Origin of the sequence: Kribbella sp. NPDC051718, assembly GCF_040681515.1 — a bacterium.
In the GTDB taxonomy this organism is placed as follows: Bacteria; Actinomycetota; Actinomycetes; order Propionibacteriales; family Kribbellaceae; genus Kribbella.
The window spans coordinates 112,966-127,947 of record NZ_JBFAYZ010000009.1 but is presented as its reverse complement, the minus strand read 5'-3'; the positions used below and the strand labels follow the sequence as shown (position 1 = coordinate 127,947).

Genomic DNA, 14,982 nt, shown 5'->3' with positions numbered 1-14,982 from the left:
TCAGCTCATCGTCGGGATGACGAAGCTGGCACCCTCTTTGGCCCCGGACGGCCACCGCGACGTCACCGTCTTGGTCTTGGTGTAGAAGCGGAACGAGTCCGGACCGTGCTGGTTGAGATCGCCGAAACCGGACCGCTTCCAGCCGCCGAAGGTGTGGTAGGCGATCGGCACCGGGATCGGCACGTTCACACCGACCATGCCGACGTTGACCCGGGCAGTGAAGTCCCGCGCGGTGTCGCCATCGCGGGTGTAGATCGAGACACCGTTGCCGTAGGCATGCTCACTCGGCAACCGCAACGCCTCCTCATAGCTGTCCGCGCGCGCGATCACCAGCACCGGCCCGAAGATCTCCTCGTCGTAGATCCGCATGCCGGGGACAACCTTGTCGAACAGCGTCGGCCCGAGGAAGAAGCCCGACTCGTGGCCGGCCAGAACGAACTCGCGACCGTCGACCAGTAACTCCGCGCCCTCTTCCACACCGGCCCCGATGTACTCGATCACCCGCTGCCGGGCCTCGGCCGTGACCAGCGGTCCGTAGTCCGCCTTCTCATCCAGGCTGTGCCCCACGGTCAGCTGATCGATCCGCTCCTGAAGCTTCGCGACGAGCGCGTCGGCCGTCTCTGCACCGACCGGGACCGCGACCGAGATCGCCATGCACCGCTCGCCGGCTGAACCGTACCCGGCGCCGATCAGCGCATCGGCCACGTCGTCGAGATCCGCGTCGGGCATCACGATCAGGTGGTTCTTCGCGCCACCGAAACACTGCGCCCGCTTGCCGTTCGCGGCCGCGGACTCGTAGATGTACTGCGCGATCGGCGTCGACCCGACGAACCCGATCGCCCGAACCCGCTCATCCTCCAGCAGCGTGTCGACCGCTTCCTTGTCACCGTTCACGACGTTGAACACACCGGCCGGCAACCCCGCCTCGAGGAACAGCTCCGCGATCCGCAGCGGCACCGAAGGGTCGCGCTCCGACGGCTTGAGGATGAACGCGTTACCCGCGGCCAGCGCCGGCCCGGCCTTCCACAGCGGAATCATCGCCGGGAAGTTGAACGGGGTGATCCCCGCGACCACGCCGAGCGGCTGCCGCATCGAGTAGACGTCGATCCCGGTCCCGGCGCCGGTCGTGTACTCACCCTTGAGCAGGTGCGGTCCCCCGGCAGCGAACTCGATCACCTCGAGCCCGCGCTGGATGTCGCCCTTGGCATCGGCGACGGTCTTGCCGTGCTCACTCGACAACGTCCGGGCCAGCGACTCCATGTCCCGGTTGACCAGATCGAGGAAGCGCAGCAGTACCCGCGCCCGGCGCTGCGGATTCCAGGCTGCCCACTCGAGCTGAGCCCGCTCGGCGTCATCGATCGCCGCGACGACCTCCGCCTTGCTCGCCAGCGGCACGCGCGCCTGCACCCCGCCCGTGTTCGGATCGAAGACGTCGGCGAACCGCCCCGAGGTCCCCGCCACGTGCTGCCCGGCCACGAAATGGCTCAACTCGTTGGTCAACGTCTCACTCCCGTACATCGCGACTGCAATGGCAGCCTCACCAGATACTAGGAAGGCCGACTATATACGTGGACGTCCTACTAAATCGCCGTGATCTAGCCCACCGCCGACCTCCGAGCGGCACCCGGTGCCGGAGTGCGACGATGGCGGGAGGCTGAGCACGGGGAGAGCGATGCTGGAGGTTCGGGTACTGGGGCCCGTCGAGGTGACGGCCGCGGGCGTGCCGCTGGTGATGGCGGGAACGCTGGAGCGGGCGTTGCTCGTCCGCCTTGCCCTGGCCGGAGGCCGGAGTGTGTCCGACGATCAGCTCGTCCGCGATCTGTGGGGCGACGCCGAGCTAGCTCGCCCGGTTCAACGCCTTCGGGTGCTGGCCTCACGGCTTCGATCGAGCCTCGGCCCGCACGCCGAACTACTGCAGCGATCACCGGCCGGCTTCTCCCTCGCCGCCGGCGCGCTCGACCTGGAGCTCGCAACCAAGGCCACCGAACGCATGTACCGGGCCCGCACGGCAGGCAACCGAACCGCCGCCGACCTCGCCGCCACCGAAGCACTCCAGCAATGGCGCGGCCCCGCACTCACCGGCCTCCGCACTATCCCGTACGCTGCCAAGGACGCCGAGCACCTGGACGCCGAACACCTCGAACTCCAGCTCGCCCTGCTGGAATCCGAAGTCGACCGCCACTCCCCCACAGCCGGCGCCGAACTGGACCGCCTGGCCCGCCAGAACCCACTCCACGAACGCCTGATCGGCCTGCTCGCCCGCTCCCTGTACTACGACGGCCGCCGCGCCGACGCCCTCAACGCACTGACCGACCTGAAGGAACGACTCGCCGACCAACTCGGCATCGACCCCACTCCCGCCACCACCGACCTCGAACTGAAACTCCTCCAGCACCAGCCCGAGCCGTCGACAACACCACGCGTGGTTCCGATCCGCACCCCGGAGGCAGGCAGCACCTTCGTCGGCCGGGCCGACGAGCTGCGCACATTGCGCGCCGAGCTGGCCCACCCCGGCCTCACCACCGTGCTCGGCGGCCCCGGCGTCGGCAAGACCCGGCTCGCCCAACAAGTTGCCCTCAGCACCCAAAAGACAGGCCGCCCGGTCGCCTGGCTCGACCTCGCTCCGCTCCGCTCACCGGCCTCGGTGAACAGCGCGCTGGAGGCCGCGATCGGACTCGACAGCCGCCCCGGCGACCCCATCGCCCATTGCGCGGAGACGCTCGACGGCTCCCTGCTCGTCATCGACAACGCCGAGCACCTCATCGACGAGGTCGCCAAGCTGGCCGCCGAACTACTCCGTACCGCCCCAGCGCTGTCGATCCTCGTCACCTCGCAACGCCCGCTCCACATCAGCAGCGAGGAGCTCCACCACCTCAACGCCCTACCCGCTGACGCCGCCGTCGCCCTCTTCTGCGCCCGCGCCGGCGCACTGCCTGGCCCAGAAGCCGAAGCAATCTGTACAGCCGTCGACCGCCTCCCCCTCGGTATCGAACTGGCCGCCGGCCTCACCAGAACCCTCACCATCACCCAGATCGCCAAGCGGATCAACGACCGCCTCCGCCTCCTCATCGGCGGCCCTCGCGACAACGGCCGCCGCCACACCAGCCTGCAATCAGCGCTCGACTGGAGCCACGACCTCCTCGACCCCACCAGCCGGATCGTCCTACGCCGGCTGGCTGTCTTCCCCGGCGGCTGCACTCTCGAAGCGGCGGAGGCCGTGATCCCCGGTGGCGACCTCGACGCCGCCGACATCGTCCCCGTGCTCACCGAGCTCGTCGACCGATCTCTGGTGACGGTACGTTCCGCGGCTGGTGTACGACGCTTCGGCCTACTCGAAACGGTCCGCGACTACGCCACCAACCGGCTCCGCGAATCGGGCGACGAACCCGTCGTACGGGAACTGCAGATCGCGTGGTGCCGGCAACTCGCCACCACGGCCGATACCGGTGGCGATCCCGGCTCCAAGGAGCTGATCGCCGTCGTGAACGAGGAGGAGCCGAACCTCCGGTCCGCGATCGACTGGTGTCTCGGCGACGGCGGCCGGCCCGAGGCGGTACTCGGCCTCGTCTCACCCCTGTGGTGGCACTGGCGAATGCGCGGCTCGTTGCCCGAGGCACGTATCTGGCTCCGGACCGGACTCGCGCACACCGGTCCCGCGCCGACCCCTGACCAGGCGGTGGGTCTCCGCGTGCTGGCCTCGGTGGCCCGGCACAGCGGCGATCTCGACGAAGCCCTCGACTGTGGCGAACGCGCACTCACCGCATTCCACACACTCGGCGATACGGGCGGGCTCATCCTCACCCTGTACGGCCTCTGCCTCACCAGCATCGGTCTGGGGAGGTACACCGAAGCCATCGACTACGGCGAGGACGGTTGCCACCTCGCCGCGGCCGTCGACGACCAGCCCCTGCTGGCCGGACTCCTGGACAACCTCGGTATCGCGCTGCGCTGCCTCGGGCGACTCGACGAGGCCGAGGCCAAGATCCTCGAAGCCCTGAGCATCCAGCCGGACGACGAGTTCGCAGTCGCCGCCGGAACCGAGCACCTCGGCATGATCGCCTGGCGCCGCGGCGAGCCCGGCCGCGCTCGACAGCTCTACCTCGAAGCGCTGCGGTACTTCCTCGATCGCGACCTGGTGGAGGCACAGATCGGCATCCTCGAGTCCATCGCCTGCCTCGAGGTCACCGAACACCCCATCGCCGCGCTCCGGATGCTCAGCGTCGCCGCCCACCACCGAGAGGCCCTCGGCACACCCGGGTACGTTCCGGACCGACTCGCCGATCGAACGACCGCACTCACGGCGGCCCGCAAGGCAGTCGGCGGGGATGCGGTCCTGATCGAACGTACCGCCCGGGACATACCGCTCAAGCAGCTTGTCGACGGGTTGCTCGCACCCGGCGAATGACCAGCACGGCTGCGACGATCACCAGGACGAGCAGCACCACGACGACCCACGGAATCGTCCAAGCGTGCGTGGTGGTCTGAACGGCGGCAAAGGTCGCGGTCGAGCCGGCCGCGTCGGTCACCAGCGGGAGCAGCTCGACTGCTCCGGTGAGGCGGCCGGCGGGGGTTACGTCGCGTACCGGGACGGACACCTTCCAAGATTCGCCGGGTAGCAGCTGGGGCGAGTCGGCGATGGCGGCTGATTGGGACTTCAACTGACCGAACGGGCCCGAGACAGAGGCAGTCTGGCGGGCCGCGGCGATCGTGTTGCCGGTGTTGCGGATCTCGTAGGCGACGGTCGCGTCGCCGTTGCCCGCGTAGTTCACCTTCAGGTCCTCGACGGCCAGGCTCGGCTTGAGCTCTCCGCTGACCCGCAACCGGATCCGGATGGCCAGCCGGCGCTCCACGTCGTTCTGAGTCAGCGAGGTGATGACGCCGCCCAGGTGGTCGCCCGGTCGCGCATCGGCCGGTACGGCGATCTTGAACGGCACCTCGACCGACTTGCCCGGCAAAACCTTTACCTGCGAGCGATCCGCGTGCACCCAGGTACCGACGTCCTTCGAGTCCGCGCCACGAAGGTCGAGCTGACCGGTCGACGTCGTGAACGCATCGCCCGCAGAGACCGCGAGGTCCAGCGCCGCCTTCCCCCGATTCACCACGACAAAAGCGTCCTGTACCTGACTCCCCGCAGCCACGGTGTAGCTGTAGTTAGCGCGGCTGGAGCCATAGCTGTTGGACGCGGTCTTCACCTGCCAGGGCACGGTGTCGTCCGCGACGGCGGTACCCGCTCCCAGAACGACGAGACCGACGGCGAGCAGCAGGGTGCCCTGGACACGAAGCATTTTATGACTCTCCCAATGCGGATGGGGTGGGCGCCCGAAGAACGCCCACCCCGCCACGATCAGCTCACCGAGGTGAGGGTGATCTTGTCGTCGGTCTTGCTCTCGGTCCAGTTCACGCCGTCCGCGGCCGCGGCGCGGACGCCACGGTCGTTGTACGGGTAGTACCGGACCCGGTCGATCACGGAGCCGACCGGCTGGGCCGGGCTGGCGCCGCTGTTCGGGCCGCACCAGGCGACGCGGCCGAGCTCGACCGCGGCGTTCGGGGCGGCACAGGTACCGCTGCGGATCTCCTCGACCGTGAGCTTGTCGTTGCGTACGTCGACCTTCACGTACGTCCGGACGTGCTCCTGGTTCTCGACCGAGTTGGCCCAGTGGTTCTTCGGGTTCAACGGGTCGGGACCGTAGTTCGGGTCCTTGGTGGTGTCGGGTGCCGTCAGGTCGTAGTACTTCGAACCCGACGCCGAGTTCGCCGTCACGTAGATGACGCCGCCCGGGCCCTGCTCCACCTTGGTGGCGCCCGGCTGCTCGGCCGGGTTCGCCTTCTTGCCGTTCTTGATCACGTAGCTACGCGAGTAGCTGTGGTCGTGGCCCTGCAGCACCAGGTCGACGCCGAGGTTCGAGAACGCCGTCGGGAAGTCCAGCCGGCGCTTCTGGTTGTCGGTGTCGTTGGCGTGATCGGCCGGCGAGTAGATCGAGTGGTGGTACACGAGCACCGTGTACTTCGCACCCGCGCCCTGCGCCGCGATCACCTTGCTGACGTAGTCGATGTGAGCCGCGTCGGCGTTGTTGGCGTAGGCGTTGCTGTTCAGGTCGATGAACAGCACGTCCTTGTACTTGTACCAGTAGTCGCCGCCGGACTCGGACTTGGCGTCACCGCGGTAGAACGGTGCCGAACGGTCGGTGTTCGGAGTCCAGAAGTGCTGCTCGTACGCCTTGCCGCCGACGTCGTGGTTGCCGATGGTGGCCGCCCACGGGTACTGCCGCAGCTTGTCGGAACCCAGGAAGGCGTCCCACTGCGGCTCGTTGTTGGCGGTCTCGACCTGGTCGCCACCGGAGACCAGGAGCTCGGCGCTCAGGTTCGCGGTGAGCGCGACGTTCAGCGTGTCGGCCCAGCCGGCACCGTCGCGCGCGACGTCCCCGGACGACCCGATCTGCGGGTCGCCGAAGAACAGGAAGCTGTAGTCACCGCTGAACGTGCGCGTCTTGAACGTGTACGCCGGCGACCAGGTGGCGCCGTTGCCGACGTGGTACGTGTACGACGTGTTCTGCCGCAACCCGTCGAGCGTCGCGTGCCCGTTGAAACCGCCGTTCACGGTGTTGGCCGCAACGGTGGCCGGGAAGCTGGTCGAGTTCGCCGGGAACCTGCCCTTGACGATCTTCGCCGTCTCGGCGAGCTCGACGACCTGCGCCGCGTCGGTCGAGGCGTACCAGCTCACGACGCGTTGAGCCTCGGAGGAACCGACTCCGAGGATGATGCGGGTGGGCGCCGGGGCATCGGTGGCCTGCGCCGTGCCCAGGCCGCCACCGAACGCCACCGAGGCGCCGATGACTGCCACTGCCGCCCAGTTGATGAGCTTCATCGATTGTCCATCCATTGACGGGGATGTTGAAAGTGCGGTCTGAGCGTCTTCCTGGTCGGTGGAATCCAGGTGAACAAGGGTTCACTACTCCACTGCACGCCACGCAACAGTCGAGGGCGCGTCACATCCCGGTCACTCGCTGTACGAACCAGAACAGCCCGGCCGCCGAGACGCCGGCGGCGATCGTGCCGGTCACCCACAGCGCGGCCACCGGCGCCCGGTGGCGCAGCAGCGCGAGCAAGGGGAAGGTGAGCGCGATCAGCGAGAGCTGGACGACCTCGATGCCGATGTTGAAGACCAGCAACGACCACAACAGCTGCCATGACCAGGCCTCGTCGATACCCAGCGCGCCGGCGAAACCGAGTCCGTGGACGAGTCCGAAACAGAACACGACCCCCAGCCGGGTCCAGCCCGCCCGGTCCAGGCTGAGATGACTGCGGTTGTTCGTCTCGATGTCGGTCGCGGTCCGGCCCCGGCGCCAGAGCCGCCATAGATGCCAGCCCGCGACAACTGCGATCGACAACGCGATGACAGGCTCCACGAAGGATGCGGTCACGTGGACCAGGCCGAGCGCGGCCAGTACGAAGGTCACCGAATGGGCGATCGTGAAAGTCGTTGCCGCGAGCACGATTTCGCGCAGCCGACGGGATCCGGCGATCAGCGCCAGCAGGAACAGAATGTGGTCGAGCCCGGTCAGCAGGTGCTCGGCGCCGAGCCGGAAGAACTCCCAGAACCGTTGCCCTGTTGACTGTTGTGTGGACAGCACCGGGTGCTGGTCGTCGAGGGCGCTGCTGCCCTTCTTCAGGTCGAGGTGGTACGTGACGATCGTCTTGGTGCCTTTGACGTAGCCCTCGGCGTCGGGGAACAGCCCGCTGCGGATCTCGTGGGCGGCGGCTTGAGGGCATTGGAAGTCGAGTGCCAGGACGACGTACGGGACGCCTTCGCGTTCCTCGATGGTGAAGTCGCCGTCGCGTTGCGCAGTACAGGCCTGGCCGTCGGCCGTGACCGTGAAGCGCTTGGTCGCGTAGCTGACGACCGAGTCGGCGTGCTTCGTGAGGGCAGCGGCCTGTTGCGCGGAGTCGCCGGATTCGAACGCGGCGGTGCCGTCCTTGAAGAGCGGGTCGTCCTTCCCGGCGTCGGCGGCGGAGACGACGAGTAGGTCGTACTCGAGTCCGAGCTGGGCGCGGACGTGCTCCCTGGCGGGCGAGGTCAGGTCGGCGTACACGGTCGAGCTGAAGCCGTGTGCTTGCGCCACCGGCGCGGTCCCCAGTACTACGACCACGGCGGCCGCGGCCACGGCGAGGACCTTCTTGATACCTGACATGGAGCGCACGCTCCACCTGGTGGGTGAACGATCGGCTGCCCGGAGACGAACAAGTACCGACCACCAGAAGTATCGGCGAACCATGAGGTAGAAAGAGCTGATCCCCTGCTGACGAAGGACGATTCCGTGCGCCTGCTCCAAGCCGTTGGTACGACGGTCGCGATCGCCGTACTCGCCACGGGCTGTGCATCGGCCGATGACTGGTCGCAACCACGCGACACCGCGCCGACCCCGATCGGCGCCCTCGGCGCCGGCTTCGTGCCCAGTGTGAAACCGTCGCCCGAGGCAACGATCACCCCGCGACCGGGTTCCTGGGACGGCGTCCATCCACCGAAGGGCTACCGTGTCGTCCTGCTCACCGCCGGTGACGACCCGCAGACCAAGACCCTGGTGACCGCGGTCGAGGACTGGGCGAAGCAGGAGGACGTCAGCCTGAAGACCGTCAAGGCGACCAGCTCGGACAAGTACATCGCGCAGATCGGCGACGCGATGGATCTGCACCCCGACCTGATCGTCGCCGCCGGCAACAATCTCGTCGACCCGCTGGCGATGGTCACCCCCAACCACCTGGACCAGCAGTTTCTCGTGGTCGGCGCCGAACTGGCCGAGCCCACCGGCAACGTCACCGCCGCCGACTGGACCGGCGCGTCCTTCCGCGGCGAAGGTCTCGGCGCGTCGTCAACCTACGATCCCACCACCTTCACGCCCGCCCGCGCGGCCTCAGCCATCCGCGCGGGTGCCGCCAGCGTCCTCACCGGCCATACCGGAATCGTCCTCTGGTTGTCGTAGCGCTTGGCGTTTGACCCCGAAGAGCACCGAGACTCCGGGGAGGGTGGACAGCAGCCAGGCCAGCAGGGCGGAGAGCAGGAATGCGGTCGGCATCAGGACGGCGTACTTGGCCGGGATACCCGCGTTCCAGCCGACGACGTAGTACGCGATCGCCAGGATCACCGGCTGGTGGATCAGGAAGAACGGCATCGCCGCCCGCGCGAGTGGTACGGGCAGCGGCCGCTGGAACGCGGGCAGCCGCAGGCCGAACCCCAGCGCGGCGACGAGCCAGCCCCAGACGGCGAGGGTGATGAGCGTGAAGTACCAGACGTACGGCCAGCTGTAGCCCGGGTCATCCCACCAGGCCTCGAGGAAGTCCATGATCCCGGTGACCAAGCCGACGAGGAACGCCCCGAGGCCCAGGGCCAGCCCGTAGACGGCGTTGCGCCGGACGGCCGCGATCAGCCGATCGTCCGACAGCACCAGGAAGCCGACCACGAAGAAGTCGAAGAAGAAGACGAACTCACCCCACCCGTGGTCGGGACCGGGAGCGGCCTGGAAGAGCAGATGCACCGGCACGAGCGGCACCGCGAACAGCAGGATCCTCCCGGGCCGCTCACAACGCACGGCGATCCAGTCGACCAGCCGTCGGCCCTGCGGACCGCGCAGCCAGAGGAAGATCGGCAACCCGAGCAGGGCGAACTGCAAGAGGTAGACGAGGAACCACAGGTGGTACGTGTCGCGCAGCCAGAGCGGCGGATCGCCCCGCAGGTCGCTGAAGAACGTTTTCACGTCACCCAGGAACGAGTCCTGGGAACGGCCCTTGTGGTGCTCCTCGATGAAGTACTGCGGCGGAGAGAGCAACACGTACGCGACGATCAGCGGCACCAGCAACCGGAGCAGCCGCTCCCGCAGGAATCCGGTCGCGGTCCGCCACCGCAGCGCCAGCCACACGGCCGCCCCGGAGATCAGGAAGAAGAACGCCAGCCCCCACAGCCCGAGGAACGCGATCCCGACCGAGATCCCCTCGCTGGTCTGGGCGTTCTTCACATGCCAGTCACCGTCGTCGAACGGCCGCAACGTATGGAACACGAACACCCCGGCCACGGCCAGCACCCGCAGCCAATCCAGGAACCACAACCGCCCCTCGTCAACCATCCCGCAAGGATCGACCATCCGACCCCACCTGCGCCATCACTCGCGGGAGCCGGCCTGGGCCAGGGCCGGCCTCCGGAGGAGTAGCGCGATGGGCCAGATCGTGGTGGTCATGGCGAGGACAGTGGCTCCGCCCAGCACGGCGATCCAGCCCAGGGCCGGTACGTAAGGCAGGGCGCCGCCGGTTACCGCGCGGACGACTGTCGTCAGGGTGACGGCTGCGACCGCTCCGCCGATGACGAGGGCCACTCCGAGGAGCGCTGCTTGTTCGGCGTTGACCATTCGCTTCACCTGGCGAGTTGTGACGCCGGTGAGGCGCAGGACTGCTACCTCACGGCGGCGGGCCAGCGCTGCCATCACCATGGTGTTGGCGGCGGCCAGGGCGGCGTACCCGATCATCACGCCGATCAGCAGTTTGTTGAGCCAGGCGCTGATCGCGAGATCCTTCGCGGTCTGCATGGTGAGCTGGCTGACCGGGATCAGGGTTGCGCCGGGGAGCTGTGCCAAGGTGGTTGGTTTGCTTCCCGAAGTACGGATCAGTACCTCGTCGGGGGCTTGGCCGACGGTCGCGCGGTCGAGGACGAAGTCGCCGAAGCCGAGGCCGCGGGAGTAGATGGCGGTGATCTTCAGCTGCTTCGGGGTTCCGTCGGCGAGCCAGATGTCGGCGGTGTCGCCGAGCTTCCAGTTCTGCGAGTCCGCCCGGACCTGCGAGACCGCGACGCCGCCGGGAGTCAGTTCGCCTTGCTTGATCTGGAGGTCGGTGGTCTTGAGGGCGCTGGTGAGGTCCATCGCCTGGGCGGGAACGACCTCGGCATCCTGCATGACTTTCACGATGACCGAGGTACGACGTACGCCCGTCGCCGCCTCGACTCCGGGGACCTTACTCAGTTGCTCCGCTGCGTCGTCCGGCAAGCCCTTGGGTGAGACCACGGCGTACTGCGCGAGAGTGCCGGCTTGTACCTGCTGAACGGTCTGCCGTTCGAGGTTGTCCTGCAGGAACCAGACGGAGCCACCGAAGCCGACCGAGAGGACCAGGGCCGTCAGTACCGTCGCCATGCCTCGTGCATTCGCCGCGAGATTCCTGGTCGCGAGGTAGCCGCTGTTGCCCCAGATCACGCGAAGAAGCGGGCTGAGCAGTCTTGCTGCACGGCTGTTGATCCAGGGCGCGAGCAGGGCTACGGCGAGCACTAGGAGGTACAGCATGCTGATCGCACCGCCGAGTGCCGCTTGACCGCCACCCATCACTGCGAAGGCGCTGGACGAGATCGCTCCCACGAGCGCCGCGAGGCCGAAGCCGAGACGCACTTTGCCACTGCGGGTCGGCTCGACGGCCGCGTCTGCCAGCGCCTCGGCGGGGCGGATCTTGGAGATCCGCCTCGAAGCGAGCAGTGCCGCGACCACGGCGAGCAGGACGATGAGGAGAGCGGCTGCCGGTGCGGCCAGAAGGCCTGTAGCCATGGGGAAATCGGCTGGTACGAATCCTCTGCTGATCAGCTGGTCGCCCATCCAGCGGCTTGCCAGCAGGCCGGTGGGGATGCCGATCGCGGAGCCGACGAGGGCGAGGATCGCGGCTTCGCCCATCAGCATCCGGCGGAGTTGCCAGGGGGTCGCACCCGTTGCCCTCAGCAACGCGAGCTCGCGTCGGCGGCCGCGGATCGACAGGCCGATCGTACCGGCCACCACGAAGACGATGAGCATCACGACGTAGCCACCGAAGGCGGCGCCGACCTGGATCAACACGTCACGGGCGGCCGCGAGGTCCGGCCGCTCGACAGTTCCCCGCGCATTGCCGGCGTACGCCTTGGCCGACTCCCCCGCCGCAAGCCTCTCAACCGCAGCCTTGACCGCCGCCCGATCAGCTCCTACTTGCTCAGTGATCGCAATAACCTCCACCCGCGCGGCCTCGCTCCGGCCGGGCTCCGCCCTGTTGGGGTCTGCGACCGCTTTGGCTACTCCTGGGACTTGGCGGAGTTGGTCGACCAGGGTGGCCGGCATGGTGCCTGGTTCGGGGAGGCGGGTTGTCGTGGTGTAGGTGTCGCCGCCGAATTCCTTGCCGGTGAAGGTGATGTCGCGCTTGGCGACGACGAGGTCGGCCGCCCCGTAGAGCTGCGGCTTCGGCTGATGACGAAGGCCGGATTCCACCAGCGCGCCGGTACCGGTCATCACCATCACACCGGCAGCGAGAGCGATCAGAGTGGCGAGGACCGTACCCGGTCGATGCCGGAGAAGACGCGTTGCGAGCCCGATCATGCCCGTACTCCCGTGTCCGAGACGATGCGTCCGTCGGCGAGTACCAGCACGCGATCGGCGTACGAAGCCGCCAGCTGATCGTGCGTGACCATGATGATCGTCTGGCCCTGCTCATCGACGATCGACCTCAACAGACCGAGGACATCGGCAGCGGTGTGGCTGTCGAGAGCTCCCGTCGGCTCGTCCGCGAAGACCACCGTCGGCCGCATCGCCAACGCCCGGGCGATCGCGACCCGCTGCTGCTGGCCACCCGACAACTCAGCCGGCCGATGCTGCAGCCGCTCCGTGACGCCCACGCGCTCGACAACCTCGGCCAGCCACTTGCGATCCACCTGTACTCCGGACAGCCGCAGTGGCAACGTGATGTTCTCCTCCACCGTCAAAGCGCCCACCAGGTTGAAGTTCTGGAACACGAAGCCGATCTCGCTGCGGCGCAACCGGGTGAGCTTGGCCTCTGACAACCGGGACAACTCCTGGTCGCCGACCCAGACCCGTCCGGAGGTCGGCCGGTCCAAACCGGCCGAGGTCTGGAGCAGGGTGCTCTTGCCGGATCCGGACGGCCCCATCACCGCGGTGAACGTGCCGCGGGCGAAGGCGGCATCGACGTTGTCGAGGGCCGCGACCCGTTGCCCGCCGGCGGCGTAGATCCGGGTCAGCTGCTCCACGCGCACAGCCGCCGCCGTGGCGTTGGCGGAGACCGCTAGTCGGTTCAATGCGAGGTCAGTTTCGGTGGTCGTTGAGGTCATACCGGCAACGCTAGGGAGCCCGTAGCGTCGGCGACATCCCATCCACTGGCGGTTCGGAGGTAGAGCAGGCACCACCCCCGACGGATCAGGACGGCACTCCGGATCTCGTACTGACAACCCTTTCCGCAGGTAGGCTCCGGTAACACTTCGCCGGTCAGGCGGGGTTACCGGAGTACTACATGGATGCGGGGACATGTTGGGGCAGTCTCGCGTGCGTTTGGGGATCCTCGGGCCGATCCGGGTGCAGGTGGGCGGCGAGACGGTGGCGGCGAAGCGGCCGGCCGTTCGCAATCTGCTGGGTGCGCTGCTGCTGCACTCCGGCGAGGCGCCGAGCGCCGCGCGCGTGACGGAGCTCGGCTGGGGACCGGCCGGCTGCTCGAGCGGGTCGCTGCACACGACCGTGTCGCGGCTCAGGGACTGGCTCAAGGAGGAGTGCGGCCCGGCGGCGACCGTCAGCTGGGACGGGCAGGGGTACCGGCTCGAGATTCCGGACTCGGACGATGACTTCGCGGAGTACCGGCGACTCGTCCTGGCGCCGCGAGCGACCGACCCGACTGAGCGCGCCCACGAACTGCACCGGGCGCTCGAGCTGTGGCGCGGGCCACTCTTTGCCGACGGCCCCGAATGGATCCGCACCGACCCGCTGGTACGCCGGTGGGAGGAGTCGCGGATCAGCCTGGCCCTCGAACTCGCCGACGCGGCGCTGGAGGCCGGCAAGCCCGATTTCGCGCTGGATCAGCTGGAGCAACTGGCGTCCGAGCTGCCCTACGACGAGCGCGTCCACGCTCGGCTGCTGACGATCCTGCTCGCCTGCGGCCGACGAGCCGAGGCCCTCCGCCGGTACGACGATGTGCGCCGCCGACTGTCCGAGGAGCTCGGCGTCAGCCCCAGCGCAGCCCTCGCCAAGGTCCACGCAGAGTTGCTCCGTGAGCCGCGCTCGGCCAGGGCACCGTTCCACGACCCGCCGAAGTCCGGCCAGCTGGTGATCGGCAGCCACGAGGCGATCGTCGCCCTGCCCGAGGTCCGCGCCCTGCTCGCCGAGATGCGGCTCCACCATCCGGACGTCACCATCAAGGTCCGCCACCTCGACTTCGTCGAACAGGTGACCGCGCTGCCGCAGGGCAAGGTCGACGTCATCGTTGCCTACCTCCCCGTCCCGCCCGGCGTCCCGGTCCAGGTCATCGGCACCGGAACCCGAGCCGTTGCAGTCAGCAACAACCACGAACTGGCCAGCCGCGACCACCTCCGGATCGCGGACCTGAAGGGTCACAAGGTGGTGAGCCTGTCCCCCAGCGTCCACCAGGAGTACCGCGACTTCTGGGCCGTCGACCCCCGCCCCGACGGCAGCCGCGTCGAGTTCACCGACGACGAGGTCACCAACCTCGAAGAACTCTTCTCAGCTGTTGCCCTAGGCCCCAACATCACCGTCGTCCCGTCCGCCTGCCGCGACTTCTACCCCCGCCCCGACATCGCCTACATCGACGTCCTGGACATGCCCCCCATCACAGTCGCACTAGCGTGGCTCCCCGGCCCCACCCGCCCCGCCCTCGACGCACTAATCGACCAGGCCGCGCGACTGGGCCGGACAACGACCGCCTAGCCGGGTCAGGTCGCGAGCCGGGGGCGGCGCCATTCGCGCCGGGCGGCTAGGCCGAGGCAGAGCGCGGCCCCGGCGAGTACCGCCACGATCGCCCACTCGAGGGCCCCGTTCCCGCCGTCGGGATCCCAGCCGGTGAGGAGTTCGATCCATTCGCGGCTGATCAGCGTGACCATCGCCAGCACCAGCGACGCGACCGAGAAGCCGGACTGGAGCCAGAAGCGAGTACGTACCGCGGGCGACGAAGACATCAGGCAAGCTCCTTCGATGAGTACGA

The 14,982-nt window shown here is 68.2% G+C and carries 11 protein-coding genes; 3 read left to right on the top strand and 8 right to left on the bottom strand.

What is annotated here, in order from left to right; translation table 11 throughout:
• Entirely contained in the window at positions 1-1,500 is a 1,500-nt protein-coding gene (locus tag AB0M15_RS30230; RefSeq protein WP_363825251.1) for a CoA-acylating methylmalonate-semialdehyde dehydrogenase, read from the bottom strand.
• A 172-nt stretch (positions 1,501-1,672) separates the two neighbouring features.
• Here AB0M15_RS30230 and AB0M15_RS30225 point away from each other — a divergent pair, with 172 nt between their 5' ends.
• Positions 1,673-4,405 (top strand): BTAD domain-containing putative transcriptional regulator, encoded by a 2,733-nt coding sequence (locus AB0M15_RS30225; protein WP_363825246.1) that lies wholly within the window; start codon positions 1,673-1,675, stop codon positions 4,403-4,405.
• Here AB0M15_RS30225 and AB0M15_RS30220 read toward each other — a convergent pair.
• The 3 genes from AB0M15_RS30220 to AB0M15_RS30210 all read right to left on the bottom strand — a co-directional run bounded on the left by AB0M15_RS30220 (position 4,365) and on the right by AB0M15_RS30210 (position 8,189).
• Positions 4,365-5,285, bottom strand: a complete 921-nt coding sequence (locus tag AB0M15_RS30220; protein ID WP_363825242.1) for a DUF916 domain-containing protein — start codon at positions 5,283-5,285, stop codon at positions 4,365-4,367. The two genes, AB0M15_RS30225 and AB0M15_RS30220, sit on opposite strands and share 41 nt — an antisense overlap.
• A 59-nt stretch (positions 5,286-5,344) precedes the next feature.
• On the bottom strand, positions 5,345-6,865 hold the full coding sequence (locus tag AB0M15_RS30215) for a metallophosphoesterase family protein (RefSeq protein WP_363825239.1): 1,521 nt from the start codon (positions 6,863-6,865) through the stop codon (positions 5,345-5,347).
• A 121-nt stretch (positions 6,866-6,986) separates the two neighbouring features.
• On the bottom strand, positions 6,987-8,189 hold the full coding sequence (locus AB0M15_RS30210; protein ID WP_363825236.1) for a HupE/UreJ family protein: 1,203 nt from the start codon (positions 8,187-8,189) through the stop codon (positions 6,987-6,989).
• 126 nt (positions 8,190-8,315) lie between these two features.
• Between AB0M15_RS30210 and AB0M15_RS30205 the strand changes: the two genes are divergently transcribed.
• Positions 8,316-8,978 (top strand): hypothetical protein, encoded by a 663-nt coding sequence (locus AB0M15_RS30205; protein ID WP_363825233.1) that lies wholly within the window; start codon positions 8,316-8,318, stop codon positions 8,976-8,978.
• On the opposite strand, the gene AB0M15_RS30200 is transcribed toward AB0M15_RS30205, so the two are convergent.
• The 3 genes from AB0M15_RS30200 to AB0M15_RS30190 are packed head-to-tail and all read right to left on the bottom strand — an operon-like array spanning position 8,910 to position 13,108.
• Complete coding sequence (locus AB0M15_RS30200) at positions 8,910-10,115, bottom strand: acyltransferase (RefSeq protein ID WP_363825230.1); 1,206 nt, start codon at positions 10,113-10,115, stop codon at positions 8,910-8,912. The two genes, AB0M15_RS30205 and AB0M15_RS30200, sit on opposite strands and share 69 nt — an antisense overlap.
• Positions 10,116-10,151: 36 nt before the next feature.
• A complete protein-coding gene (locus tag AB0M15_RS30195) occupies positions 10,152-12,362 on the bottom strand; it encodes an ABC transporter permease (protein WP_363825227.1) in 2,211 nt (736 codons plus the stop codon).
• Positions 12,359-13,108, bottom strand: a complete 750-nt coding sequence (locus AB0M15_RS30190) for an ABC transporter ATP-binding protein (protein WP_363825224.1) — start codon at positions 13,106-13,108, stop codon at positions 12,359-12,361. Before AB0M15_RS30190 ends, AB0M15_RS30195 begins: the two co-directional genes overlap by 4 nt.
• 211 nt (positions 13,109-13,319) lie before the next feature.
• Here AB0M15_RS30190 and AB0M15_RS30185 point away from each other — a divergent pair, with 211 nt between their 5' ends.
• Positions 13,320-14,708: a BTAD domain-containing putative transcriptional regulator gene (locus AB0M15_RS30185; RefSeq protein WP_363825221.1), complete on the top strand. Its 1,389-nt coding sequence runs from the start codon at positions 13,320-13,322 to the stop codon at positions 14,706-14,708.
• Positions 14,709-14,713: 5 nt separating this feature from the next.
• On the opposite strand, the gene AB0M15_RS30180 is transcribed toward AB0M15_RS30185, so the two are convergent.
• Entirely contained in the window at positions 14,714-14,956 is a 243-nt protein-coding gene (locus tag AB0M15_RS30180) for a hypothetical protein (RefSeq protein ID WP_363825218.1), read from the bottom strand.
• Positions 14,957-14,982 lie beyond the last annotated feature (26 nt).